Source organism: Candidatus Dormiibacterota bacterium (assembly GCA_035532835.1).
Classification (GTDB): Bacteria; Vulcanimicrobiota; Vulcanimicrobiia; order Vulcanimicrobiales; family Vulcanimicrobiaceae; genus DAHUXY01.
Genome location: DATKQG010000059.1, coordinates 35308 through 60878, shown reverse-complemented (window position 1 = coordinate 60878; position 25571 = coordinate 35308). Strand labels below are relative to the sequence as shown.

Here is a 25571-nt window from a genome sequence, read left to right as displayed (position 1 = left end):
CGTCGAAGATGGTAGCCGGCCACGGTGGCCGAAGCCCCAGGCCATGCGACTTAGCCGGGCGGCATCTTTCGCGTTCGCGGTGCTCTTGAGCGTCGCGGCTTGTTCGGCACCGCCGTCGCCGCAGCAAGTTCGTCATGCGAGCGAACGGACGCAGCTTGCACGCCTTCAAAAAACCTATAGCGGGGTCATCGTCGGGTTCGACTTCCACGGGACCACGGTCGACGTCTCCGTCGATCTCAACCAGCTCTACTCGATCAGCGAGGATGACGAGAACGCGCTTAAGGCTGCAACGCTACGCGCTTGGCGTTCGGCGTGGCTCCAAACGCATCCCCACCAGCACGCCGCACTCACGGTACGCTTCATCGATTTTCGCGGAAATCTCGAATCTTCGCGCTCCGTGAAGGTCTGAACGCAGCGCTACACGGTGGCGTTTATCCCGGGTTCTTCGGTGGTATATCGTATGGCATGATCGACGAGCAAGGGGCATTCCGATCGGCCCAATTCGAGTACCAAGCACACAGCCACGCGATCGGCCTACCCATCGGCCGAGCGGTCCGCGAACTGGTAGGATTGCTCGGGCTTTCGATGGTCGCCGAGATCGCAGGCGTCACGGAGACCCGCGCGGTCCAGCAGTGGATGATCGACCGCCGCCCCCAACGGCCGCACGTTCTTCGCTTTGCCCTCCAGCTGGCGAGCACGATCGCGCAGTCGCACGACGCGGAAGTAATCCGCGCCTGGTTCCATTCCAGCAATCCACGCCTCGGCGATTCCAGCCCGGCTACACTCCTGCGCAATCATCCGCTCGGCGACGTTCAAGGCCCGTTGGTCGCAGCGATGCGTTCCTTTTTGGATGAGTCTCGCCAACCGTCAATGCCAGGGCATAACACGCGGCACTACCCCCAGCCAAGCAGCGCCGGCGAGTAGCCGCGAGCCGATTCGCGCCAACTTGTTTCCTCAAACCCGTCGCGCCATAATGACCGGACAGATTTGGAGAAACCCATGGCATACGATCCCACCTTAACCCCAGGCCTCATCGACCATTTTTCACACCGGTGTGCGGAAAACGAGCGCATCGTGTTCGCCAGTTGCGACATCGACATCGCCACCAGCAAGCATTTTGTAGAATACATCGAGCAGGTCGCGATCGACGGGCAAGCCCTGACGATCGATCTGACGCGTTGCGGCTACATCGATTCCAGCGGCCTCAAGGCGCTCGTGCGGCTGCACGAACGCTCGAGCGGCATGTTACGCGTGATTATTCCGCCATCGGGAACGATCGCGCGCGTGTTCCACATCACGCAGCTCGAGAGGGTGCTTCAAGTTTCGCACGCCGCGGCGGCGTAGCGGCGTTAGCGCATCTTTCGATAGATGGGTTGGCCGGGAACCACGTTACGGAATGCCCGCTCGTGCACGGTACCGGCCAGCGATTCGCGTTGACCCAGGCACAAAAATCCCAAGTGCAAAAGGCTGTCGTACGCCAGCCGATGGAGACGGTACTGGATGGCGCCGTTGAGCGACGGAAAAATGCCGCGCGCAACGATTGCGTGAAACTCGTTGATCGGGCCGTCTTCGGCCGGGCTATGCCGCGCGAACATCACGCTTTGCCGTAACCGATCCACCGGAAACGCCTGCAGCTTTGTCGTCTCGAAGAAACGCGACGCCGGAGATACGAGCCCGGCTTGCCGCATCGATGCGGTAAGGTCGGCTTCGGAGGCGTGCGAATAAACCCCGGCCTTGGCCACCGAAGCGGCAACGTCGTTGAGGGTCGTCGCGTAAATGACCGAACGATCGAGAATTCCGGCTTCGTCCAAAATCGCGGCCAGCGAGAAGGCGTTTGCGCCGATACCGCTTCCGGGTACCCAGATGCGGATGAACGAGTAGGTTTGCAGCAACGGGACGACGTGCAACGCGAACGCTTTCAAAAACGGCGGATCGTGGAAGAGCTGCGACGCGCCCCCGGACATCATCACCAAAAACGAGGCAAGCGTCCGTTCGTCGTGAAGAAGCCGGTCCTGCAAGCCTGAAATCGTTGCGATCGACTGCGCGCGCATGACGTCGGCGATACGCCGGCGCAGTATCGCCTGATTCATACTGCGCAGATCGTACCCGCCGTAGCGCAGCAGGGCGTCGATGAGCAACTGCAGCTCTATATCGGCGAGCTCATCGCGCCGCAGGTCCAGCGCCGGGAGAGCCCCCGTTAGAGCGTCTACTTGCTCAACCATAGCTGCAATAGCGAGCGAAGCTGATCGACGTCCACCGGCTTACTGACGTATTCGGATGCGCCGGCGGCGATGCACGCCTCGCGGTCGCCCTTCATCGCCTTCGCTGTGAGCGCGATAATCGGGATCGAAGCGATGCGATCGTCCGCGCGGATCCTGCGAATGGTCTCGAACCCGTCCATCTCCGGCATCATGATATCCATCAGGACGATATCGACGTCGGAGCGTGTTTGGAGGCTGGCGATACCCTGCCGGCCGCTCTCGGCGGCCAGCACGTCCATTCCCTCGGCGCGTAACGCCGCCTCGAGCGCAAAGATATTGCGCGCGTCGTCGTCCACGATTAGTACCCGCCGCCCCTGTAGCGAGTCGCGCGCGGCCTCGCGAGAGGGTCGCCGTGTCGACGGCAGATCGGCCTCCACGCGATGGAGAAAGAAATTGACCTCGTCGAGCAAGCGCTCCGGCGCGCGCCCGTCTTTTACCACCACCGCTGAAGAAATGCGGCGCAAGCGCGCCTCTTCTTCCCGCTGTAAATCGCGCGCCGTGTAGACGATGATCGGCGTGGTTTCATGCCCCGGCTTGGCCCGGAACGTCTCGATGAATTTCTCGCCCGACATATCCGGCAAGCCCAAATCCACGATGACGCAGTCGAACGTGTTGCCCTCGATCGCCTCGAACGCCGCTCGGGCGCTCGATACCGCCGTAACGTTCATCTCGCCGGTGCCGATGAGGTTCACCATCGCGTTGAGCTGCGTAAGGTCGTCTTCGACCACCAAAACGTCCTTGCCGCGACTGTCCGCAAAACCCAACAGGCGATCGAACGTATCGACGAGCGCCTCCTCCGAAACGGGCTTCTGCAAGTGAGCGATCGCGCCGGATTCGAGCGCGCGTTGCTGGTGCTCGTCGCCCGAGATGACGTGGACGGGAATATGCGCGGTCGCGGCCGACGATTTGAGCTGCTCGAGCAGTTGCCAGCCGTCCATGTCGGCAAGCCCGATATCCAGGGTAATCGCATCGGGCATGAACTTGTTCGCCATCTCGAGCGCCTCATGCCCCGAGTGCGCCACCAAGGTTCTAAATCCGCGCTCGGTCGCAAAGCCGGCCAAGAGGCCCGCGAACGTCGGATCGTCTTCGATCACCAAGACGATCTTATCGTCCACGTCGATATTGTATCGGTCGTCGGCACGCCCGATGGCCTCGTCGGAACGCCTGGCCGCTTCCGACGGCGCCTTCGCCAGCATGGCTTCGATCCGATCGATGGCCGGCGGCGCGAGCTGCGCCGTGTCCGCTCGCGGCGCGTTGCGCTGCGCGGGGTGATAGAGCGTGAACGTGCTGCCGATATCGGCGGCGCTATCTACCGTTATTTCGCCGCCCAGAAGTCCCGCAATTTCCCGGCTGATGGCCAAGCCCAACCCCGTGCCCCCGAATTTGCGCGACGTTCCCATATCGGCTTGCTGGAACGCCTCGAAGATGACGCCGTGTTTGTCGGGTGAGATCCCGATGCCGGTGTCCGAAACCGCGAAAAATATCGCCGGGCCGGGAACCGCCAGAATGCGACTGCTGCGATCGACGCCGATGTGAAGCGTCACCGAACCCACCGTGGTGAACTTAAACGCGTTCGATAGCAAGTTTTTGAGGACTTGCTGCAGGCGCGTGGGATCGGTAACGATCGTGTCGGAAAGATCCCGGTCGCGCCGAACGACGAACTGCAGGTTCTTATCCGCGGCGATTTGCCCGAACGTTCGCCGTACTTCGTTTTCAATTTCGTCGAATGTGACTTCTTGAAAGTCGATGGCGGTCGTTCCCGATTCGATCTTTGAGAGGTCGAGAATATCGTTGATGAGGGTGAGTAGATCCGAACCCGCCGCGCGAATCGTCTGCGCGAACTCCACCTGCCGCCCGGTCATATTTCCATCGCTGTTGTCGGCAAGCTGCTTCGAGAGGATGAGCAGGCTATTCAACGGGGTTCGCAGTTCGTGCGACATGTTTGCCAAGAACTGCGACTTGTACTTCGAGGTCAAAGAGAGCTGCTCGGCCTTGCCTTCGAGTTCCGTACGGGCCTCTTCGATTTCGCGCGTTCTACGCTCGACTTCGGCGTTGCGCTCTTGCAACAGGCGAGCCTTTTCTTCCAACTCGTCGTTGGTCTGTTTGAGTTCGAGCTGTTGGCTCTGGAGTTCGCCGGTGAGCGATTGCGACTGCTTGAGCAACTCCTCGGTACGCATCGATGCGGAAATCGTGTTGAGCATGACGCCGATCGATTGCATCAACTGGTCCAAAAACAACAGATGGATTTCGCTGAAGCGTTCGAGCGACCCTAACTCGATGACGGCTTTGATCTCGCCCTCAAATAGGATCGGGAACACGACGACCGAGCAGAGCGCCGCCTGGCCGATGCCGGAGGTCATTTGCAGATACTCGGCCGGGACTTCGTTGAGCAACAATCTCTGTCGCTCGACCGCGGCTTGGCCGACGAGCCCCTCACCGAACGCAATCGCCCGCTTGGAGCGACGGTTGCGAGGCAGCGCGTAGCCGGCCATCAGGAGCAACGTCGGCTCGTTGCCGCTCACATCGCTGATATAGAAGCCGCCGACCTTCGCGTTGACGAGCGGAACGATCTCCGACATGATCAACTGCGTCACCGCAGTGATATCGCGCTGCCCCTGCAGCATCGAGGTGAATCGCGCGAGGTTACTCTTAAACCAATCTTGCTCGGTATTCTTACGCGTCGTGTCGCGGAGATTCTGAATCATCTCGTTGACGTTACGCGTGAGTTCGCCGACTTCGCCGCGCGCCTCGACTTCGATCGTCCGCGAGAGATCGCCCTTGGTCACGGCGGTCGCCACCTCGGAGATGGCGCGGATCTGGTCGGTAAGCTGCGCCGCGAGTTGGTTGACGCTGTCCGTAAGCCCGCGCCACAACCCTGCCGCACTCGGTACGGCCGCCTGGCCGCCCAGTTTTCCTTCGAAGCCGACCTCGCGCGCCACCGTGGTAACTTGGTCGGCGAAGGTCGCGAGCGTATCGATCATGCCGTTGATCGTTTCTGCCAATTCCGCGATCTCACCGCGAGCCTGCAGCGTGAGCTTACGTTTGAGATCGCCGTTGGCGACGCCGGTAACGACCTTGGCGATGCCGCGCACCTGGTTGGTAAGGTTCGCCGCCATCGAGTTCACGTTGTCGGTGAGGTCTTTCCATACGCCGCTGACGCCCTGCACGTGGGCCTGCCCGCCGAGGATACCCTCGGAACCCACCTCGCGCGCCACGCGCGTTACTTCCGACGCAAAGGCATTGAGCTGGTCGACCATGACGTTGATGGTATCTTTCAGCTCCGCGATTTCGCCCCGGACGTCGACCGTAATCTTCTTCGAAAGGTCTCCGTTGGCAACCGCGGTCGTCACCTTCGCGATGTTACGCACTTGCGAGGTGAGGTTCGACGCCATGAAGTTCACCGAATCGGTGAGATCCTTCCACGTGCCGCTCACGCCGCCGACTTGCGCCTGGCCGCCGAGGATGCCCTCGGATCCGACCTCGCGCGCGACGCGCGTCACTTCGGAGGCGAAAGCGTTGAGTTGATCGACCATCGTGTTGATCGTGTTTTTTAATTCCGAAATCTCGCCGCGCACGTCGACGGTGATTTTCTTCGAAAGGTCCCCGTTGGCGACGGCCGTCGTTACCGAGGCGATGTTACGCACTTGCGAGGTGAGGTTCGATGCCATAAAGTTCACCGAATCGGTGAGATCTTTCCACGTTCCGCTCACGCCCTTCACGTCGGCCTGCCCGCCGAGGTTCCCCTCGGAGCCCACCTCGCGCGCGACGCGCGTCACTTCGGAGGCGAAGGCGTTGAGCTGATCGACCATCGTGTTGATCGTGTCTTTGAGTTCTAGAATTTCGCCGCGTACGTCGACCGTGATTTTTTTGGATAGGTCGCCGTTCGCAACGGCCGTCGTCACGTCGGCGATGTTGCGCACTTGCGAGGTGAGGTTCGAGGCCATGAAATTCACCGAGTCGGTGAGATCTTTCCACGTTCCGCTCACGCCTTTGACCTCGGCTTGGCCGCCTAAGCGCCCCTCGGAGCCCACCTCGCGCGCGACGCGCGTCACCTCGGAAGCGAAGGCGTTGAGCTGATCGACCATGACGTTGATCGTATCTTTAAGCTCGAGAATCTCGCCGCGCACCTGCACGGTAATCTTTTTCGAGAGGTCGCCGTTTGCGACGGCGGTCGTCACGTCGGCAATGTTGCGAACCTGCGAGGTGAGGTTACCGGCCATGACGTTGACGGAGTCCGTCAGGTCCTTCCAGGTGCCGCTGACGCCGCGCACGTCCGCCTGTCCGCCGAGTTTGCCTTCGGATCCGACCTCGCGCGCAACGCGCGTCACTTCCGACGCAAACGCGTTGAGCTGATCGACCATCGTATTGATGGTGTTCTTGAGCTCGAAGATCTCGCCGCGAACGTCGACGGTGATTTTCTTCGAGAGGTCGCCGCGAGCGACGGCGGTAGTCACGTCGGCGATGTTGCGGACTTGGGCCGTCAAGTTACCGGCCATCGTGTTGACCGAATCGGTTAAGTCTTTCCAAGTACCGGCGACGCCTTCAACCTCGGCTTGTCCGCCGAGTTTACCTTCGGAACCCACTTCGCGGGCGACGCGCGTCACCTCCGAGGCGAAGGCGTTGAGCTGGTCCACCATGGTGTTCACGGTAATTTTCAGTTCCAGAATTTCGCCGCGGACGTCGACCGTAATTTTCTTCGAAAGGTCGCCGCGGGCGACGGCGGTCGTAACGTCGGCGATGTTGCGCACCTGTGCCGTCAAATTGCCGGCCATCGTATTGACCGAGTCGGTTAGGTCTTTCCACGTTCCCGCGACGCCTTCAACCTCGGCCTGGCCTCCGAGTTTGCCTTCCGAACCGACTTCGCGCGCGACGCGCGTCACCTCCGAAGCAAACCCGTTGAGCTGATCGACCATCGTGTTGATCGTGTCTTTGAGTTCGGCAATCTCGCCGCGCACGTCGACCGTGATTTTTTTGGAGAGATCTCCGCGCGCGACGGCCGTGGTAACCTCCGCGATGTTACGAACCTGCGCCGTGAGATTTCCGGCCATCGTGTTGACGGAGTCGGTAAGGTCCTTCCACGTTCCGGCGACGCCCGCAACCTGCGCTTGGCCGCCCAGGGCGCCTTCCGATCCGACTTCACGCGCGACGCGGGTCACTTCCGAAGCAAAGGCGTTGAGCTGATCGACCATCGTATTGATCGTGCCCTTGAGCTGACGGATTTCGCCGCGCGCTTCGACCGTGATTTTCTTCGAAAGATCGCCGTGAGCGACGGCGGTGGTGACTTCGGCGATGTTGCGGACCTGCGACGTGAGATTTCCGGCCATCGTGTTCACGGAATCGGTAAGGTCTTTCCACGTTCCCGCGACGCCTTTCACCAAGGCCTGCCCGCCCAGCTTTCCTTCGGAGCCGACCTCGCGCGCGACGCGCGTGACCTCGGACGCGAAGGCATTGAGACGATCGACCATCGTGTTGATCGTACGGCTCGAGCGCAGAAATTCGCCCTTGAGCTCGCGGCCGTCGTTTTCGAGCGGCATACGCTGCGAGAGATCGCCGTTGGCAACCGCCCCGAGTACGCGGCCGGCCTCGGACATCGGGAACACGAGATCGTCGATGAGTTGGTTGACCGAGTCGAGGCTGCCGCGCCAAGCGCCTTTCGCGCTCGCGAGCGACGCGCGTTTCCCAATCAAGCCTTCGCGCCCGACAACGTGACTTATGCGAATGAGTTCTTCGGCCAACCGCTCGTTACGCTCGACGCATTCGTTGAACGCCGCCGCGATTTCGCCGTCGATCGCGGTGAAACTATTCGGAAGGCGCGTCGAAAAGTCGCCGTCTCTAAACGATCGCAACGCAGCCAGTAGATGGGTTTGCGGCAGGCCGCCCTTGGGCGGCTTTTTAGTGCTGCGTGAGGGTACCGTAGCGCTAGACATGACGCAAATCGTGCCTCCGAAAGCCGATGAAGACGTCTGCTTCTTCTCCACCGAACCGATTTCCTAAACGGGCAGGCGAGCTGGCCCCAAGGTTTAGATTCCCCGGAACGGGGCAGACTTTAGTGGGTTGAACCGCCGAGCGAGGATCTATGCTTAGGGGTCTCTTTGACCGGCCTCTCGGAGAGGGGCACTTGTCCGCTCTATCGACTCCCAGAGAGCCGTTGGCTCTGCTGGCAAACATCTGCGACCTCTGCGCCGGCTCCGTCGCCGATTTCTGCTCGATCTACCTGCACGGGCACGGCGCCGCGCCCGCCGCATTCGCATGCGCCGACGAAGCTCGATGGGGCGGCGCCCGAACGGCGGCTCTCTCCGCGCTCTTGGAGGACCCGCTGGCCGTCATCGGCCAATCCACGCTCTCAACCGAACCGCTCACCGTCGGCGGCCGCGCGATCGGGACTTTCGTATTAGGCTCGGAGCGGCGTCATGCCGGCGCCGCGTCCGATAGCCCGCACGTAGCCGGCGTATTGACGACGCTCATCTCGATGGCGCTCGAGCAATCGCAGCAGTTAGCGCATCACTATCACGTCTCTCAACGCCTCCAGCAAGCGCTGCTTCCCGATCGCTTGATGCGCGTCGAAGGCCTCTCGTTCGACGCGGCCTATCGGCCCGCGAGCGACGAAGCCGAGGTTGGCGGCGATTGGTACGACGCGTTCGAAATCGGAAACGGCATGATCGGCGTGTCGGTGGGAGACGTCACCGGCCACGGGCTCGAGGCGGCGGTTTCGATGAGCCAGATCGCGCGTGCGATACGCTCGGCGGCGCCGGGCACTAATTCGCCCACCGCGCTCCTCAACTACGTCGACGGGGTCGTTACGTCCCAAGGATTGGGAATGGCCACGGCGATCGTCGGCATCTACGACCCGCAATCGAAAATCTTGCGGTACGCTTCCGCGGGGCATCCGCACCCCGTTCTGCTATCGCCATCGGGAAAGACCTTCGTGCTGCCCGCGGGCGGTCTGCTGCTCGGCCTCGGTATGACGCCGGCGTCGCCCGAATGGACCGTTACCCTCACCCCGGGAACCACATGCTATCTCTATACCGACGGATTGCTCGAATATAGGCGCGATATCATCGAGGGGGAGCGCGAACTCTTGGTTACGCTGGAACGCTTGGCCCGTGACGGGCCCCCGAGCGCAGACGGCCTGCACGAAGCCATCTTTCAAACCATCGCGAACACGGACGATGTCGCGACGCTCGCGCTCCATAATGCGTCGGAGTCGCATGTTGACGGCCACTGGGTATATAGCAGCCTGCCGTCGTCCGCCGGCATCGCGCGAGAGGCTCTGCGTAACGCCCTCGCCACCGTCCACTCGCAAGAGTTTACCGACGACGCGATCTGCGCGGCGGGCGAAGCCATCGCCAACGCTATCGAGCACGGCAGCGACGCCGCGGGCGCGTGCTTCGAAGTCGACTATCTCAAGGGACCGGATGCATCGCACGTTACCATAACCAGCAAGGGGCATTGGAAGGCCTTCACCCCGCGGCCGGAACGGGGCCGCGGGATCCCGATCATGCGCGCGTGCAGCAGCAACTTCGAAGTCGCATCGACCGCACAAAGCACGAAGGTCACGCTTACGCTATCGCACAAGCGACCGCTTTAAGCTCGCTTCTAGGGCCAGACGAGGACGTTCCCCGCGCTGACCAAGCCGCCGCCGAACCCGATGATGAGGATCCGATCTCCCGATTTGACGCGCCCATCGCGGGTGGCGGGAATCAACGCAAGCGGAACGCTCACCGCGGAGGTGTTGCCGTAATCGACGACGCTGAGCAGCGTCTTCTCCATCGGGAAACCGATGCGTTTGTTGAGCGCCTCGATCATACGCAGGTTGGCACTATGCGGTGCGAACCAATCGATGTCGTCCAGCGTTAAACCCGCTCGCTCCAGAATCGACGCGATGGTATTGGGAATATTCTCGATCACCCAACGGAACACGTTGCGGCCATCTTGGCGCAGCAAGCGCGTCTCGTCCACCGTGCCGTTGATATCGAAGCGAAAATTCGTGCGGAAGAGATACTTGCCGGCGCTACCGTCGGATCCCGACGTCATTCCCAGAATTCCGGGTTTCTCGCTCTGCTCGACCAGCACGACCCCGGCTCCGTCGCCAAAAAGGATGCACGTCGAGCGGTCGGTGTAGTCGGCCGAGCGCGTTAAAGCGTCTGCGGCGACAACCAGCACGCGCGTGGCCTGGCCGCTGGCAAGCAGGCCGGTCGCAAGATTGATGCCGTACGCGAATCCCGCGCAAGCGCCGCTGATATCGAGCGCTCCGGCCGTCGTCGGTATGCCGAAGCGATCCTGAATCATCGCCGCAAGGCTGGGGTACACGTAATCCGACGTCGTCGACGCAACCAAGATATAATCGACCGTTTCAATTTCGACATCCGGGTGATGTTCGAGAAGATCGTCGATCGCGTTGAAGGCCAGCGTGCTCGCGTGTTCGCCTTCGCTCACGACGTGCCGCGTCTTAATCCCCGTGCGTTGGACGATCCACTCGTCGTTGGTATCGACGAGCTTTTCGAAATCGGCGTTCGTCAGGACACGCTCCGGCACAAACATACCGGTTGCGGCGACGCGCGCGTGCGCTGCTAGAATACGACCCATTTTTTATTGTAATGCCTCAAGGACGGATTGCGTGAATTGTTTGGTTGAGAGCGACGGAGCCCCCGGCGCTACCAGTTCGCTCGTACGGCCGCCGTTCGCATAGACGGTTTCGACCGCGCGTTCCACGCGCAACGCCGCGGCTTCGTCGCACAGACTCATGCGCAGAAGCAGCGCGGCCGAAAGCATCGCCGCGGTCGGGTTCGCGATGCCTTTACCGGCGATGTCCGGAGCGCTCCCGCTAATCGGCTCGTACAATCCGAAGCGTCCGCCCTGCGGCGTCGCTCGCGTGCCCAGGCTCGCGCTCGGAAGCGTGCCTATCGACCCGGTGAGAATCGCGGCCTCGTCGGAGAGAATGTCGCCGAACATATTCTCGGTGACGATCACGTCGAAGTCGGCCGGACGGCGCACGAGTTGCATCGCCGCGTTGTCCACCAGCAGATGATCGAGGGCCACGTCGGGATATTCCGGCGCAATGCGCGTCACCACGCGTCTCCAGAGACGCGAGGTTTCCAGGATGTTCTGTTTGTCGACCGACGTGAGCCGCTTACGGCGCGAGCGCGCGAGATCGAAGCCGACGCGAACGATGCGTTCGATCTCGGGAGCGCGATAGATCATCGTGTCGATGGCGGCCTCGACGCCGTCGATCGTACGCTGCTCTTTGGGCTGACCGTAATAAATGCCGCCGGTCAATTCGCGAACGACGACTAAATCGAGCCCGCGCACCAGTTCCGGCTTGAGCGACGACGCGTTCTCGAGGCCGGGGAAGACGCGAACCGGGCGTACGTTGGCGTAGAGTTCGAAATCGCGCCGTAGCGTGAACAGCGCGAGCTCGGGGCGCTCGGCGAGCGGCTTTGCATCGTACGCGGGCAACCCGACGCTGCCGAATAAAATCGCCGCGCTCTGCCGGCACAACGCCAAGGCGTCGGGCGAGAGCGCGGGAAGGCCTCGTTCGAGCGCGGCGCCGCCGACGAGCGTCTCTCGACAATCGAGATCGGGGCGAACCGCTTTTAGCACCTCGACCGCGGCATGCGTTACTTCGGGCCCGATGCCATCACCGGGCAGAATCGCTATGATATCGCTCATCGGACGACTAGTAAACCGTAATCCGGCTTGTGTCGTCGCTCGGCGGTTCGCCGGCCGGAAGCAACGCTTCTTGCTTCGGTTCGGGAGCTGCGGCCGGGCTCGGCACGCGCATCGCATTATCCAGCAACGACATGTGCGTCATCAACAGGCTGCGCAGCTCGCTTTTGGCTTTTTCGTTATGTTCGATCGTGCGCTGGTGCTCGCGGCGGACTTCCGCGATGGCGTCGTTATAGCTGGCGATCTCGCGTTCGGCGGTCAAGCGCGCTTGTTCGCGAATCAAGTCGGCTTCCTTGTGCGCCGAAGCCTTCACCTCGTCGGCGGTGCGCTGCGCGAGGACGAGCGTATTCTGGAGCGATTCTTCCATCGCTTTAAAATGGCTGATGCGTTCTTTGAGATCGCCGATTTCGGCCTCCAGCGCCGCGCGCTGATGCGCGTCGTCTTCGAGCGTCTCGATGACCTCGTCGAGAAATTGATCGACTTCGGTGCGATCGTATCCCTGCAGAGCCTTTTTGAAGCTCTTGTGCTGGATGTCGATCGGCATGATTTTTTCCATCGATGCGTTGTGCCTTTAGCCTCTATTGGCCATGAAATCGAGTGTGCCGTCGGTCATCATCGAGTCGCGCAGGCCCGCGGCGTTCACGACGACGCCGGCCGGCACGACGAGGTAGATGGCCTCGGCGAGTTTCTGTATTTTACCGTCGATCGTATACGCGACACCCGACGTGAAATCGACCACGCGCTGGAGCAGCGTGCGATCGGCGTTCTGCAAATTGACGATAACCACTTGACGGTTGCGTAGCGCATCGGCGATCTCGACGACGTCTTGGAAACTGCGCGGCGAGTACACGCTGACTTCAGTACCGCCCCGGCGCGAACCGGCATTGGAAAACGGCACGACGCGGCCGCTCGGCGTCGGCTCGTCGTCGTAGAGTTCTTCTTCTTCGTCTCGGATCGAAAAAAACGACCCTATTTTACCGAACATGCTCATTGTGAACCCCCGGGTTTCATCGCGGTTCCTGCCTGCGGCCAAAGAGGCCGGTGCCGATACGGAGCATCGTGGAGCCGGCGCGCACCGCCTCGCGCCAATCCCCAGACATTCCAATTGAGAGCGTACTTCCACCTACACGTGCCAACGTCTTGGCGGCCAAGGCAAAAGCCCGCGCTATTTCAGCGCGATCGGGCGTATCGGGCCCAATCGCCATCACGCCGTCGAGGCGGAGCGAGGGCTCGGCGCGGATCGCCTCGGCGAGCCGCTCGGCGGCATCGGGCGGGGCTCCGAAACGGTCGGCCGGCGAGATATTGAGTTGGAGCAGCACGGGCAGGACCTTTCCGAGCCCGCTCGCAGCCCGCGCGAGGGCGCGAGCCGCGTCCTCGCGGTCGACGCTCTGGACGATGTCGAAGAGCTCCGCGATGCGCTTGGCCTTGTTGGTCTGTATGTGCCCGATATAGTGCTTGCGGACGGGCGGCAAGCTGCCGAACTTCAGCGCAGCCTCCTGCACGTAGCTCTCGCCGATGTCGCCGAGCCCGGCTTCGATCGCCGCGCGAATCGGCTCTAACGGCTGCTTTTTACTAACCCCGACCAGGATGATGTCCTGCGGCGAACGCCCGGCCGCGCGGGCCTCTTCGCCGATCTGGGCGCGAAGCCGGGCCAGCCGCTCCGGGACGCCGTCGTTCACTTGGTGACGACCGGCCGTTCGTCGGTATGCTGCCCGTGGCGCGAATAGTAGAACACCATGATCAGCCCGATCACGATCATCGGCAAGGCATAGAGTTGTCCGCCGGTGATGCCCATCCAGCGAAAGTCCGCGTGCCGCCACAATTCGGCGACGCTGCGCGTAACGCCGTAAATCGTAAACCACGACCATGCGACCACACCGTCGTTCGGCTTGCGCTTGTAGAGGTACAGCAGAATCGGCAGCGTCAGGATATCGAGGATCGCTTCGTAAATCTGCGCGGGATGCCGGTAGGCCAGCGGGTCCGGGGCCGTCGGGAACTGCAGGCACCAGGGCCGGTCGGGGCGGCAGATGTCGCCCCAGAGTTCGTCGTTGATGAAGTTGACGATGCGGGTGAGAAAGATCCCAATCGGCAGCAGCATCACCACCTCATCGCCCAGGATCGTATAGGTCAGCCCCGGATGCTTGCGGATGAACAGCAAGATGCCCACGATCACACCTACCATGCCGCCGTGGAAGGCCATACCGCCATTCCACACCGCGATGATGTTGATGGGGTTACTGACGTAGAGGGAGAGATCGTGTTTGCTGATGATGTCGTTGAAGACGAAGAACGTCCGGCCGCCCACCAGCACGCCGATCAGGGCGTAAAAGAGAAAGTCTTGGATCTGCTCCGAGGTCAGCCCCAGACGCTTGCGGCCGGCAGGCCGGTTCATCCAGAGGTAGACGCAGACGAAGCCCGCCAAATACGCGATACCGTACCAATGGATATTGATGGGGCCGAGGTGCAGCGCTATAGGATCGATATTTGTCGGATAGGTAAACCAATGGGACATGTACAGGCGTCCAATCTCTTCAGGGGTAACGTGAGATAATCGTGTCTTCTAGTTCACATATCAGCGTCGGGATTGCGTTCCTCGCCGGGCTCGTTTCCTTCGTCTCTCCATGCGTCCTCCCGCTCGTTCCGGCCTACCTGTCGTTACTGACGGGCGAGAGCCTCGAGGATTTGCGAGAAAATGCGAATGCGTCGCTGCGCACCCGGGCGATCGGCCACTCCCTGGCGTTCATCGCCGGCTTTACCATCGTCTTCGTCGCTCTCGGCCTTACGGCAAGCGAGATCGGCGGCCTTCTCAACGCGCATCGGGTGCTCATCGCCCAGATCGGCGGGGTCGTGGTCATCGTGCTCGGCCTGCAGATGATGGGGATGATACGGATCCCGTTCTTGATGATGGACAAACGCGTCCACGTGGCGCACGAGCGCCGCACGTATTGGACATCCGGCTTGGTCGGGATAGCCTTTGCCGCCGGGTGGTCGCCCTGCATCGGCCCCATTTTAGGGGGAATCCTCGCGATTGCGTCGCAGGAGCAGAGCGCACAGGCAGTAGTCCTGCTCTTGAGCTACTCGCTGGGCCTGGCCGTACCGTTCTTCCTGACGGCATTGGCCATCGGGGCGGTGCTCCCGGCGCTCAATCGCGTCAAGCGATTCTTGCCGGCCATAGAGTTTACAGCCGGGCTTTTCTTGGTGATCGTAGGCTTGGTCTTGGTCAACAATGCATTCCTCACCGTCGCAGGATGGTTCTATCAGTTTGTCCCGCAACCGCAACTCTAATCTGCTCCGCACACTCGCGATCGCTGCCGTTGCCGCGGTCGTGTTCTGGCTCGACCAACTCACCAAAGCATGGGTGATGCGTTCGTTCCTACCCGGCGAAAGCCGGATCGTGGTGCCGCGCCTGCTCAACTGGACGTACGAGCGCAATTACCACGGTGCTTTCGGCTTCTTCGGCAGCAACTCGATCTTGCTGATCCTGATGGCGCTGGTGGTACTGGTGGTGTTCTATCTGAGCTTCAAAGACGCCGCGCAGCAATCGTACCTGGTGTGCGTCGCATTCGGACTGATCGTCGGGGGCGCGGTCGGCAATATCGCCGACCGCATCCATCACGGCTTCGTGGTCGATTTCGTCGATTTCTACCGCATTTGGCCGAACATTTTTAACTTCGCCGACTCGTGCATCACGGCCGGCGTCATCTTGCTATTGTTGAAGAGCCTTGCGACACGTCGTCGAGCCTGACGAGGCGGGTAAACGCGCCGACGTCATCGTGGCGCGGCTTTCGGGAATGTCGCGCGCGCTGGTTGCCGCGGCCGTAAAGGGCGGCGCCGTCCGTGTGAACGGCGTGCCCGTCAAGCCGAGCTATCCGCTCGAAGCGGGCGACACGCTCGATTTCGAAGTCACCGCGCGCGAACCGCTCGTCGCGACGCCGGAGGCGATCGATATCCCGATCGTCTACGAAGACGACGACTTGCTCGTGGTCGATAAACCGGCCGGCATGGTGACGCATCCGGCACACGGTGCGACCAGCGGCACGCTCGTCAACGCGCTGCTCGCGCACATCGGGCCCCTTCCCGGAGAGGCGTTGCGCCCCGGTCTCGTACATCGGCTCGACCGCGATACGTCGGGGTTGCTCGTCGTCGCGAAAACCGGCGAAGCGCTCTCGGCACTCGGCATCGCGATGAAAGCGCGCCACATCAAACGCGAATACCTGGGATTGGTGCACGGCGTTCCCGAGCACGCACGCGGGACGATCGACGGGCCGATCGGGCGCGATCCGCACAATCGCCTCAAATACACGATTCTCGCCGAAGGCAAACCCGCGATTACGCATTACGCGCTGCGCGAACGCTTTCCGAAGCACTCCGAGCTGGTCTTCCAACTCGAGACCGGGCGCACGCATCAGATTCGCGTGCACATGGCCGCGATGGGGCATCCGATACTCAACGATCCCGTGTACGGGCACGAAGAGCTACGCTTCGGCCTCCCGGGCCAAGCGCTGCACGCATGGAAGCTCACGTTCGTGCACCCGCGAACGGACGAAGAACTGCATTTTGAAGTCGACCCGCCGCAGGAGTACGTGCAGGCGCGCTTCGCACTGCGCGTGGATCCACACGCCTCGCCGTGAGCCCGATCTTCTCCCTGGCGGCCCGCAGCGGCGACGCGCGCCGCGGAACGCTGACGCTCGCGCACGGCACCGTCGAAACGCCCACGTTCATGCCGGTCGGTACGGCCGCAACCGTCAAAGGGCTAACCCCGGGCGAACTGCGCAGCGCGCATAGCCAGATCATCCTCGCGAACACGTACCATCTGTGGTTGCGGCCCGGCAAAGATCTGCTCGTGGAAGCCGGCGGGCTCCACCGGTTCATGGCGTGGGACGGGCCGATCCTCACAGATTCGGGCGGCTTTCAAGTTTTCAGCCTGCAAGAGCGGCGCAAGCTCGACGAAGACGGCGTCACGTTCAAATCGCACATCGACGGAAGCATGCATCGCTTTACGCCGGAGAGCGTTATCGCCTTCGAGGAAGCGCTCGGCGTCGATATCGCGATGGTGCTCGACGTGTGCGTCAAACTCCCGGCCACGCGCGAGGAGATCGCCGAATCCGTGCGTCTGACGACGGCCTGGGCGCAGCGCTCGGCGGCGGCGCACTCGCGCGATGCAACCGCGGTGTTCGCGATCATGCAGGGTGGCCTCGACCGCGAGTTACGCGAGCGCAGCGCGCGCGAGATCGTGGCACTCGACTTTCCCGGCTATGCGATCGGGGGGCTTTCGGTCGGCGAGACGCGTGAGGAAATGTACGCCACGGCACGCTATTGCGCGGCGATGCTGCCCGAAGACAAACCGCGCTATTTGATGGGCGTGGGCACGGCGCGCGATATCGTGATGGCCGTCGATTGCGGGATCGACATGTTCGATTGCGTCTACCCGACGCGCTGCGGGCGCAACGGCCGCGCGATGACGCGGGCGGGCGAATTCACGATTCGTAACGCCGCCTACACGCGCGATTTCACGCCGCTCGACCCGACCTGCGATTGCTACGTCTGCACCACCTACACGCGCGCCTATCTCAGCCATCTCTTTCGCGCGAACGAGATGCTCGGGCCGCGCCTGCTTTCGTACCACAACGTCTACCTGCTCAACGACCTGATGCGCGGTGCCCGCGCCGCCATCGAAGCCGATCGCTGGCCGGCCTACCGCGACGAAGTCTTAGGAGCCGCAGCCCGGGATTAACTTGCACCCGAACCGGGAAGAATTGCGGTACGTTCAGGAGGCGTTGTATGCCAAAAGTTCTTATTATCGTTACCAGCCATTCCGAGATCGATCCGGAGCATAAGACCGGGCTCTGGCTCGAGGAATATTCGATTCCGCGTAAAGCCTTTCACAATGCGGGCTTTGACGTGGTTACCGCTAGCCCGATCGGCGGGCAAGCGCCGCTCGATCCGCGCAGCCTCGAAGGCGTGCAGCCCGATCCCGAAGCCGTGGCGGATCTCGCCCGGACGCTGACGCTGCAAGAGACCGGCGATGCTTCGCAGTACGACGCCATCTTTCTGCCCGGCGGGCACGGCACGATGTTCGATCTGGCCGGCAATCAACCGATCAAGACGCTGCTGAGCGAATTCGACGCGCAAGGAAAAATCGTCGCCGCCGTCTGCCATGGACCGGCCGCGTTCGTGGATGCCATCAAGGCCGCCGAGCCGCATACCCTGGTGCACGGCCGGCGCATCACCTGTTTTACCGATGCCGAAGAACGCGCCGTCAAACTCGACGCCTTGATGCCGTTTCTACTGGAAAGCAAACTGCGCGAACAGGGCGCGAACGTGGTTACGGCTGCCGACTGGGCCGATCACGTCGAAGTCGACGGCAACTGGATCACCGGGCAGAACCCGCAATCGAGCGGCAGTACCGCGAAAGCGGTGATCAACGCGCTGCAAGCGCGCGTCTAGGAGGCCGCAACCTCGTCGAGCTGCTGCACCACCTGCGCGCACGCCGAGCAAATCGACGGGTGCGCCGGGTCGGTGCCGAGTTCGCGGAACTTCCAACAACGCTGACATTTCGCGCCGTCCGCCGGTTCGATGGTCCAACCCCATGATGGTGCCTCGGGATCCGCATTCTGCGGCAATTCACCCGGAGCGGCTTCCCGCAAATGGAGTTCGGAGAGAATCATCGCCTCACGCAGTGTGTCGCCAAGCTCGAGTAACGACGCGTAGAGACGCGGCGTAGCGACGAGTGTGGCCTTGGCCTCGAAATCGCGCGCGACCACGTTAGCAGCGATCTGGCCGCGTAGCTCTAGAAGCACGCCCCACAGCGCGCGATCGTCGGCCGGCGCGGGCCGCGCGTCGTGCGACCCAAATGACGTATCGAAGACCGAATCGGCGCCGCCGCGCAAATGTGCGGGGATCGCCTGCCATGCTTCTTCCGCCGTGAACGAGAGCACCGGAGCGAGCGCGGTGAGAAAGCGACGTACGATGTATAGGAGCGCCGATTGCGCGCTCCGGCGGCGCGCGTCGTCCTCCGCGAGCGAATAGAGCGGGTCCTTGAGCGCATCGAAATAGAGGCTCGACATCGAGCTTTCGAACGCAATGATGCGCAAGTACGCATCGTGAATCTCGAAGCCGTCGTAAAGGCGCTTCACGTCGCCGGCAAACGCGTCGGTGACGCCGCACGCCAGCCGATCGAGCGGGGCCATGCGGTCGGGTGTAACGATCCGGTCGCTCGGCAGATCGGCGAGGTTCGAGAGCATGAAACGCACGCGATTGCGGATGTTGCGATAGACGCGCGAGACTTGCTCCACCACGTTCGGGCCGAAACGCACGTCGTCGACGAACTCGACCGACGTCGCCCACAAACGCAGCACGTCGGCGCCCCACTTTCCCATGGCGTCGCGCGCGTCGATGCCGGTGCCGCGCGATTTCGACATCGGGCGGCCTTGTTCGTCGTTCACCCAGCCGTTCTTCACCACGCGTTTGTAGGGCGCGCGGCCCTCGATCGCCACCGCCGTCACGAGCGAACTGCGGAACCAGCCGCGATACTGATCGCCACCTTCGAGCACGACGTCGCTCGGCCACGGAATCCCGTCGCGTCCGAGCACGGCAAAGTGCGTCACGCCGGATTCGAACCAGATATCGACGATGTTCTTTTCTTTTTCAAACGCGGTCTTTCCGCAAGCCGGGCAAGCGAAGCCGTCCGGCAGATACGTTTCCACCGGGTCGCTCCACCATGCGCCGGCGCCCACGTCGGCAAAACGCTTTGCGGCCGCGCGCGCAACGCGCGGATCGAGAATCGATTCGTTGCATGAGGTGCAGAGCACCGCGGGGATCGGCGTGCCCCACGTACGCTGTCGCGAGATGCACCACTCGGGGTGGTTTTCCAGCATTTGCCGGATGCGATTGCGGCCCCACTCCGGCGTGAATTCCACCGTATCGACAGCCTCGACGGCTCGGGCTCGCAAACGATTTTGATCCATCGCGATAAACCACTGCGCGGTCGCCCGGAAGATCACCGGATTGTGGCAACGCCAGCAGTGCGGATACGAGTGTTCGTAGTCGAATGCACGCCACAACGCTCCGCTCGCGCGTAAATCTTCGACGATCTGCTTGTTGGCTTTGAAGATGAATTGCCCGGCGTAGGGGCCCGCTTCGGCCGTGAAGACTCCGGACGCGTCGACGGGGTTGAGCACCGGCAATCCATACTTTACGCCGGTATCGAAATCGTCGGCGCCATGGCCGGGGGCCGTGTGCACCGCGCCGGTGCCGGTCTCGAGATCGACGTAGTCGGCGAGAACCAGGGCCGAATCCCGAGCGAAAAACGGATGGCGCACGGCAAGGCCGTCGAGCGCGGCGCCGGTCGCGCGCGCCAGCAGCACGGCATCCGCAAACCGCTCTCCGAGCGCCTGCGGCGCTAGGGCTTCGGCGAGAATCAACGCTTCATTATCGATCCGGTAGAGTCCGTACGAGGCTTCCTCACGCAGCGCAATCGCGACGTTGGCGGGCAGCGTCCACGGCGTCGTCGTCCAGATCAGCACGGCTACCGGCGCATCGCTCGGTAAAGCCGCGGCCGCGGGCCCGAACGCGGCAAGGAGCGCCGCGCGTTGCCCGGCATCGGCCGCAAAGCGGACGTAGACCGAAGGCGAAACCCTGGGTTCGTATTCGATTTCGGCTTCGGCTAACGCGGTTTCATCGTGCACGCACCACAGCGTCGAGCGCAGCCCCTTATAGAGTTGTTGCTTCTCGGCTAAATCCGCGAGCGCGTTGACGATCGTCGCTTCGAACGAGGGATCGATCGTGCGGTACGGATGCTCCCAATCGCCGAAATTGCCCATCCGCGTACGCACGTCGCGCTGGCGGTCGAGCCAATAGAGCGCTCGTTCGCGGCAGTTAGCGCGCAGTTCGAGCGGGTCGATCGCATGGAAGTCCTTGATGCCCAAATGCTTGAGCGTTTCGAGTTCGATCGGCAAGCCGTGCATGTCCCAGCCGGGAATAAACGGCGACCACTTTCCATCCAGCAGCGCGATCTTCACGAACATGTCCTTGAGGACCATGTTCAAAAAGTGGCCCATGTGCAATTCGCCGTTCGCATACGGCGGGCCGTCGTGCAGGATCCACGCGCCGTTCGCCTTGTTCCGTTCGAGCCGCCGCTCGTAGGTGCGCTGCGCCGCCCACCACGCCACGCGCTCCGGCTCGCGTTTGGGCAACTCGGCCTTCATCGGAAAGTCGGTCTTAGGCAAACGGAGGGTATCGCGATAGTCGCGCTGTGCTGAAGTACTCATGGCTCGCGGAGGAGTTCGCCAAGCACCTCGAAATTTCGTTCCGCCGACGCTCGAACGATCGCGATTCGCTCGCGCAGATGCTCCGCGAGCGGGTCGTGCTCCGACATCAGTCGATCGACCGCGGCATCCACGCTCGCATCGCTCGGCGCGGATTGCCCGGGTACCCAGAGCGGGCCGAGCGGATAGGCCAGATCCTCGCAGAGCGCCGCCACCTTGGGATCGTAGGGAATCGCCAAGAACGGCACGTTAAAGCGCGCCGCGAGAATCAACGCGTGCAGGCGCATCCCGATAACCGCGTGCGCGCCTCGCAAGATGGCCGCCGCTTTGGCGAGATCGCACTCGGGCAACAGCATCGGCGCCGTGGCGCACGCGCGGATGATGGTGGTCGCAACCTCGGCATCCGGAGCCCCGCCCAGCGGCAGAAATCCCACCCGCAGCCCATGCTCGGAGCTCAAGCGATCGACCGCCCGCGCGATCGCCTTCGTCCCCTCTTTGAGAGCGGCGATCTTGCGGACGCTGACGATTGCGTATCGGCCCTGCGAAGGGTCCAGGCCCTCGTCCGAGAGATCGGCCTCCTGGGCCGGTAGGTCGTACAGAAACACTGGGTCGGCAGTCTGTTCCACGGTCGTACCTGGTAGAAGCGAGTGTAGCAAATGCAGCGAGCGCGCGTCGCGCACCGTGGCGCGATCGACGCCGCGGCAAAAGTGGCGCACCAAGATACGCCCGACCATATCGAGCGGGCCGATCGACTGCGCGAAAATCATCGTTTTGCGCCGCTGCTTGACCGCTTCGCGCAGGATGCCGGCGTAGTACACGATGCTGCGGACGCTGGTCGCATTCTGCAATAAGCCGCCGCCGCCCGAAAGCACGACGTCCGCGCGGGCGATCGCCTCGCGTACGAGCCGAAAGTTCCAGCGAGGCGTCGCCGCGATGCCCAACCGCGCCGTCGTCGCTTCGGGCGTCGCGGATAGCACTTCGAGTTCGAGCGCAGGGAAGCTCGCGCGCAACCGGCCGACGATGACTTCGAGCAACGCCTCGTCACCCAAATTGCCGAAGCCGTAATACCCGGAGATCAAGGCGCGCACGAACGCCTACGCCGCGGAACGCACGAAGATGCGGCGATAGATAGCGATCGCCACCGCACCGATGGCCACGCCGATCGCCAAACCGTTGAAGATGCGAAAGAGCGAGATGGCGATCGGCGTATGCAAGTGCGAGAACGTATCGACGATGTCGCCGATCCCCACGCCGATGCCCAGCACCAGGAGCCAGCCGACGACGCGGCGATGCGCAACGGTCAGCGCCGGCAACAGCATCATGAACGGATAGCCGAGGAGAAACTCTTTGAAGCGCGGGCGGACGCTCAACACCGTGGTCAGCGTGCTGCGCAACCAGAGTTCCAAATGCGAAGGAGCGATATCGCTCTGGTTTCCGCTGCGCATGACGAGCAGCGCGCCGGCCGCGACGATCGCGATGCCCAAGGCCAACTGATAGGCGCGCACCGGCGCCAGAAAGACGTCGCGCGGGCGCTCGATCCCGGCGTTGAATGCCGGTTTGAACAGGTAGATGGCCAGCGCGATGAGCGGCGGCAGATCGAGCACCAATTTGATACCGCGGAACGGTTCGATCTCTTCCATGGTCAGCGGCGAACTCATCACGCCCACGACGACCAGCGCGCCGAGCAAGGCGACGCCGGTTGCGGCCAGCGTCCAGCCCAGGCTGCGTAAGAACTGCGCCCCGAACCGCGGCGCCGGCTGCTCCGAGAACGCCGGAGCTAGAACGTAGAACGCTGCCGTCTCGAAGAATAACGCGCCGCACAGCGCGATCGCAGAGCGCACGAAGAGATCGTGGTGCGACACGACGCCCGCCGCATAAATCCCCACCGTCGCAGCGTATGCGGCGATCGCCAGCCAACGCCGATACCAGCCGAAGACGCCGAGCAGCAGGACGAAGATCGACGGCACCGCGAGCGCGGCGATCCCAACCAAAAAGCGATTATCGCCGCGGTACTCGGTGATGGGCGTGGCTCGTCCGAACGTGAATCCGTCGCGTTTAAGCTCGGTCGCAAGATCTTTGACCATTTCGATGTTGGTCGCTTCGATCGAGAGCGTTCCGTCTTGGTGCGCCCACGGCCGTAGATATACGACGCGCACGTTCCGTTCTCGTACTCCCAGCACGAACCGCGCCACCACTTCGTCGAGCCGAATTTTGTCGAGCTCGGCTTTGGCGATCGCTTGCACGCGCACCGTCTGTCCGGGAATCAGTCGTGCCAGCGTCGTGTTGCCCTTTTGCACCTGGCCCGGATCGTACGTCTCGATCATGCCGAAATTGAACGGCTGCGACGATGTCGGCCCGTGCTCTTTGAACAGCGCGGCGGCCTGCGGCAAGTGGTCGGGGTAACCGAAGACCTGATTGCGCAACCCGAAGAAAATGACGGTCGATACGAGGCGGTCCTGTTTCAAAACGTCGCCGAGCGCGCGTTCCATCTGCGGCTGGTCGAATCGCTCGTCGTTCTGCAGGCGCGGAATCACCAGCAAGTGTAACTTTTTAGCAAGCGCGATTTCGTCGGTCGGGATACCGAGCGCCGTGTTATTGAAGTAGTCGACTTGCGTGCGGACTTCGATAATCCACGGCTTGGCCGCGTGCAGCACGCGCACGGTTTTCGGCTCGAAGTGCAGCGCCAGCTGCTGGCGATAGCGCTCGTACGTGGAGCGGTCGTAGATCGCCAGATAGATCGCATCCGGTACGATCTTGCCCGCCTTCGCGAGGGCGGCGAGCGTCGGGTCGCTCAGCGCCGAGAGCCGCGCTTGGTTTTGCAGCGCCGCACCGGTGGTCGCGTAGGCGTGCCCTTGCTGGCCGACGTTTCCGCCCAGCTCCTCGGTGAGAGCGAGCGACGTGAGCCCGGCCCGCCGGAGCGCGATCAAAAACGCCGAGGGATTGTAATTGTACGATCGCGCCAAATCGATGAAATCGTTGTAGTCCATCGCCAGCTCGACCCGGTGCGCGTTCGCTTCCTCACGGATGCGAAAGACCGCGACCAGAGCCGAGGCGAGTAGGGCAAGCGCCAAGATCGACGCGACGATACGCGTCCGAATGGATGAATCGATCACGGGGGAGGCAGTTTCGAGCGCCCGCGACGGTGCACCCGCAACGCCTTAGCTGGGAAAAACAAACGGACCCGCCAGAGGCGAGTCCGTTTGCCGTCGCGTATGCGGTTGCCCGCATACCGGGTGTGGGCGACGTCTATATAATCGGGATGCTCGAACGGTCACGTCCATGCGGCATCGCCTGCCCACAACAACGGATATTAGCAGAGATTCCGGTTTCCGGGAAGCGTCCGAACGGATTTTTTACGAATCTCTCTTCCACGCGGGCGTACGCTTGCTTAAGAATGCCTCGATGCCTTCTTGGGCATCCTCCTCCAGGGCATTTCGGGCCATCGTCTCCTTCGTATAGGCATACGCGGCCGGCTGGGGCAGATCGATTTGGGCGTAAAAAGCCGCCTTGCCGATACCGACGACCGTGCGGCTCGCGGAGCCGATCCGGCGGGCTAAATCCAGCGCCGCGTCATGGAGCGACTCCGGGGGCACGACCGCGTTGACGAGCCCCCAGTCGGCCGCCGTGCGCGCGGTGATCGGCTCGCCGGTCAGCAGCATCTCCATCGCCCGCCGGCGCCCGATCGCGCGGGAGAGCGGCACCATCGGGGTGCTGCAGAACAGCCCGATGCGCACCCCCGGCGTGGCGAAGGTCGCCTCGGTTGAGGCGACGGCTAGATCGCACGTTGCGACCAGTTGGCAGCCGGCCGCCGTCGCGATTTTCGCCACCTCCGCAATGACCGGCTGCGGCATCGCGATAATCGTCTCCATCAAGATGACGCAGGTATCAAAAATCTCGCGGTACTCGTTGGGCTCGCGACCGAGCAACTCGCGCAGATCGTGGCCGGACGAAAACGCCGGGCCTTCACCCCGCAAGATGACCGCGTGGACGGAACGATCCCCGGCGATGGCACGGAACGCCGCCGTGAGCTCGCGCATCAGTTCGAGCGAGAGCGCATTGCGTTTCTCGGCCCGGTTCATCGTGACGATCGCGGTGCCGTCGCGGTGTTCGACGATCACGTGTGTGGATAGCGCTGTCTGCATGGTAAGCCTCCGACGAAACAACTGCTTTGAATGTTGGCCGAAAAAGGCAAAAAGCCCGCGGTGGCGGGCTTTTTAAGTGGTGGGCGATGACGGGCTCGAACCGCCGACATCCTCCGTGTAAGGGAGGCGCTCTCCCAGCTGAGCTAATCGCCCTGGGAGCATCCAGGCGAGCGCATGCACCGCCGGACGTTCGGATCCCTTTTCACGTTCGCCATTACCGAATAAACACCGCCCGC

The 25571-nt window shown here is 62.5% G+C and carries 21 protein-coding genes and 1 tRNA gene; 9 read left to right on the top strand and 13 right to left on the bottom strand.

Annotation, left to right across the window (positions count from 1 at the left end; translation table 11 throughout):
* Positions 1-43: 43 nt before the first annotated feature.
* The 3 genes from VMW12_07865 (at position 44) to VMW12_07855 (ending at position 1344) form a co-directional block, all read left to right on the top strand.
* Positions 44-409, top strand: coding sequence for a hypothetical protein (locus VMW12_07865; protein ID HUZ49636.1), 366 nt, complete (start codon positions 44-46; stop codon positions 407-409).
* Positions 410-465: 56 nt separating this feature from the next.
* Entirely contained in the window at positions 466-924 is a 459-nt protein-coding gene (locus VMW12_07860; GenBank protein ID HUZ49635.1) for a hypothetical protein, read from the top strand.
* 75 nt (positions 925-999) lie between these two features.
* A complete protein-coding gene (locus VMW12_07855) occupies positions 1000-1344 on the top strand; it encodes an STAS domain-containing protein (protein HUZ49634.1) in 345 nt (114 codons plus the stop codon).
* Between the two features lie 5 nt (positions 1345-1349).
* Here the strand turns inward: VMW12_07855 and VMW12_07850 are convergent, their stop codons facing one another.
* Both VMW12_07850 and VMW12_07845 read right to left on the bottom strand, forming a co-directional pair.
* The gene (locus tag VMW12_07850; protein HUZ49633.1) at positions 1350-2222 is read right to left on the bottom strand and encodes a CheR family methyltransferase; all 873 of its coding nucleotides are present in this window, start codon (positions 2220-2222) and stop codon (positions 1350-1352) included.
* Positions 2207-8188 carry a HAMP domain-containing protein gene (locus tag VMW12_07845; GenBank protein HUZ49632.1) on the bottom strand — a complete coding sequence of 1994 codons (5982 nt, stop codon included), beginning with the start codon at positions 8186-8188 and terminating at the stop codon, positions 2207-2209. Before VMW12_07845 ends, VMW12_07850 begins: the two co-directional genes overlap by 16 nt.
* A gap of 191 nt (positions 8189-8379) precedes the next feature.
* Between VMW12_07845 and VMW12_07840 the strand changes: the two genes are divergently transcribed.
* Positions 8380-9849: a SpoIIE family protein phosphatase gene (locus VMW12_07840; GenBank protein HUZ49631.1), complete on the top strand. Its 1470-nt coding sequence runs from the start codon at positions 8380-8382 to the stop codon at positions 9847-9849.
* A gap of 8 nt (positions 9850-9857) precedes the next feature.
* On the opposite strand, the gene VMW12_07835 is transcribed toward VMW12_07840, so the two are convergent.
* The 6 genes from VMW12_07835 to lgt are packed head-to-tail and all read right to left on the bottom strand — an operon-like array spanning position 9858 to position 14439.
* The gene (locus VMW12_07835) at positions 9858-10847 is read right to left on the bottom strand and encodes a ketoacyl-ACP synthase III (GenBank protein HUZ49630.1); all 990 of its coding nucleotides are present in this window, start codon (positions 10845-10847) and stop codon (positions 9858-9860) included.
* A gap of 3 nt (positions 10848-10850) precedes the next feature.
* Positions 10851-11930, bottom strand: coding sequence for a 3-isopropylmalate dehydrogenase (leuB, locus tag VMW12_07830; protein ID HUZ49629.1), 1080 nt, complete (start codon positions 11928-11930; stop codon positions 10851-10853).
* A gap of 7 nt (positions 11931-11937) precedes the next feature.
* The gene (locus VMW12_07825; protein ID HUZ49628.1) at positions 11938-12471 is read right to left on the bottom strand and encodes a DivIVA domain-containing protein; all 534 of its coding nucleotides are present in this window, start codon (positions 12469-12471) and stop codon (positions 11938-11940) included.
* A gap of 27 nt (positions 12472-12498) precedes the next feature.
* Positions 12499-12912 carry a cell division protein SepF gene (locus VMW12_07820; GenBank protein HUZ49627.1) on the bottom strand — a complete coding sequence of 138 codons (414 nt, stop codon included), beginning with the start codon at positions 12910-12912 and terminating at the stop codon, positions 12499-12501.
* Positions 12913-12934: 22 nt separating this feature from the next.
* A complete protein-coding gene (locus VMW12_07815; GenBank protein ID HUZ49626.1) occupies positions 12935-13606 on the bottom strand; it encodes a YggS family pyridoxal phosphate-dependent enzyme in 672 nt (223 codons plus the stop codon).
* Positions 13603-14439 (bottom strand): prolipoprotein diacylglyceryl transferase, encoded by an 837-nt coding sequence (lgt, locus tag VMW12_07810; protein ID HUZ49625.1) that lies wholly within the window; start codon positions 14437-14439, stop codon positions 13603-13605. Before lgt ends, VMW12_07815 begins: the two co-directional genes overlap by 4 nt.
* 41 nt (positions 14440-14480) lie before the next feature.
* Between lgt and VMW12_07805 the strand changes: the two genes are divergently transcribed.
* From VMW12_07805 to VMW12_07785, 5 genes are read left to right on the top strand one after another with little or no spacing between them, the layout of a single operon-like run.
* Positions 14481-15212 (top strand): cytochrome c biogenesis protein CcdA, encoded by a 732-nt coding sequence (locus tag VMW12_07805; protein ID HUZ49624.1) that lies wholly within the window; start codon positions 14481-14483, stop codon positions 15210-15212.
* Positions 15190-15672, top strand: coding sequence for a signal peptidase II (lspA, locus tag VMW12_07800; protein HUZ49623.1), 483 nt, complete (start codon positions 15190-15192; stop codon positions 15670-15672). The genes VMW12_07805 and lspA overlap by 23 nt, the downstream gene beginning before the upstream one ends.
* The gene (locus tag VMW12_07795; GenBank protein ID HUZ49622.1) at positions 15650-16558 is read left to right on the top strand and encodes an RluA family pseudouridine synthase; all 909 of its coding nucleotides are present in this window, start codon (positions 15650-15652) and stop codon (positions 16556-16558) included. Before lspA ends, VMW12_07795 begins: the two co-directional genes overlap by 23 nt.
* The gene (gene tgt, locus VMW12_07790; protein HUZ49621.1) at positions 16555-17661 is read left to right on the top strand and encodes a tRNA guanosine(34) transglycosylase Tgt; all 1107 of its coding nucleotides are present in this window, start codon (positions 16555-16557) and stop codon (positions 17659-17661) included. Before VMW12_07795 ends, tgt begins: the two co-directional genes overlap by 4 nt.
* Before the next feature lie 47 nt (positions 17662-17708).
* Positions 17709-18374 carry a type 1 glutamine amidotransferase domain-containing protein gene (locus VMW12_07785; GenBank protein HUZ49620.1) on the top strand — a complete coding sequence of 222 codons (666 nt, stop codon included), beginning with the start codon at positions 17709-17711 and terminating at the stop codon, positions 18372-18374.
* Here the strand turns inward: VMW12_07785 and ileS are convergent.
* From ileS to VMW12_07760, 5 genes are all read right to left on the bottom strand, one after another.
* Positions 18371-21196 carry an isoleucine--tRNA ligase gene (gene ileS / locus VMW12_07780; protein HUZ49619.1) on the bottom strand — a complete coding sequence of 942 codons (2826 nt, stop codon included), beginning with the start codon at positions 21194-21196 and terminating at the stop codon, positions 18371-18373. The genes VMW12_07785 and ileS overlap by 4 nt on opposite strands.
* Positions 21193-22281: a polysaccharide pyruvyl transferase CsaB gene (gene csaB / locus VMW12_07775; GenBank protein ID HUZ49618.1), complete on the bottom strand. Its 1089-nt coding sequence runs from the start codon at positions 22279-22281 to the stop codon at positions 21193-21195. The genes ileS and csaB overlap by 4 nt, the downstream gene beginning before the upstream one ends.
* Before the next feature lie 6 nt (positions 22282-22287).
* A complete protein-coding gene (locus tag VMW12_07770; protein HUZ49617.1) occupies positions 22288-24306 on the bottom strand; it encodes a DUF5693 family protein in 2019 nt (672 codons plus the stop codon).
* A 240-nt stretch (positions 24307-24546) separates the two neighbouring features.
* Entirely contained in the window at positions 24547-25335 is a 789-nt protein-coding gene (locus VMW12_07765) for an enoyl-CoA hydratase (protein ID HUZ49616.1), read from the bottom strand.
* A 77-nt stretch (positions 25336-25412) separates the two neighbouring features.
* Positions 25413-25488 (bottom strand) — tRNA-Val (locus tag VMW12_07760).
* Between the last annotated feature and the right edge of the window lie 83 nt (positions 25489-25571).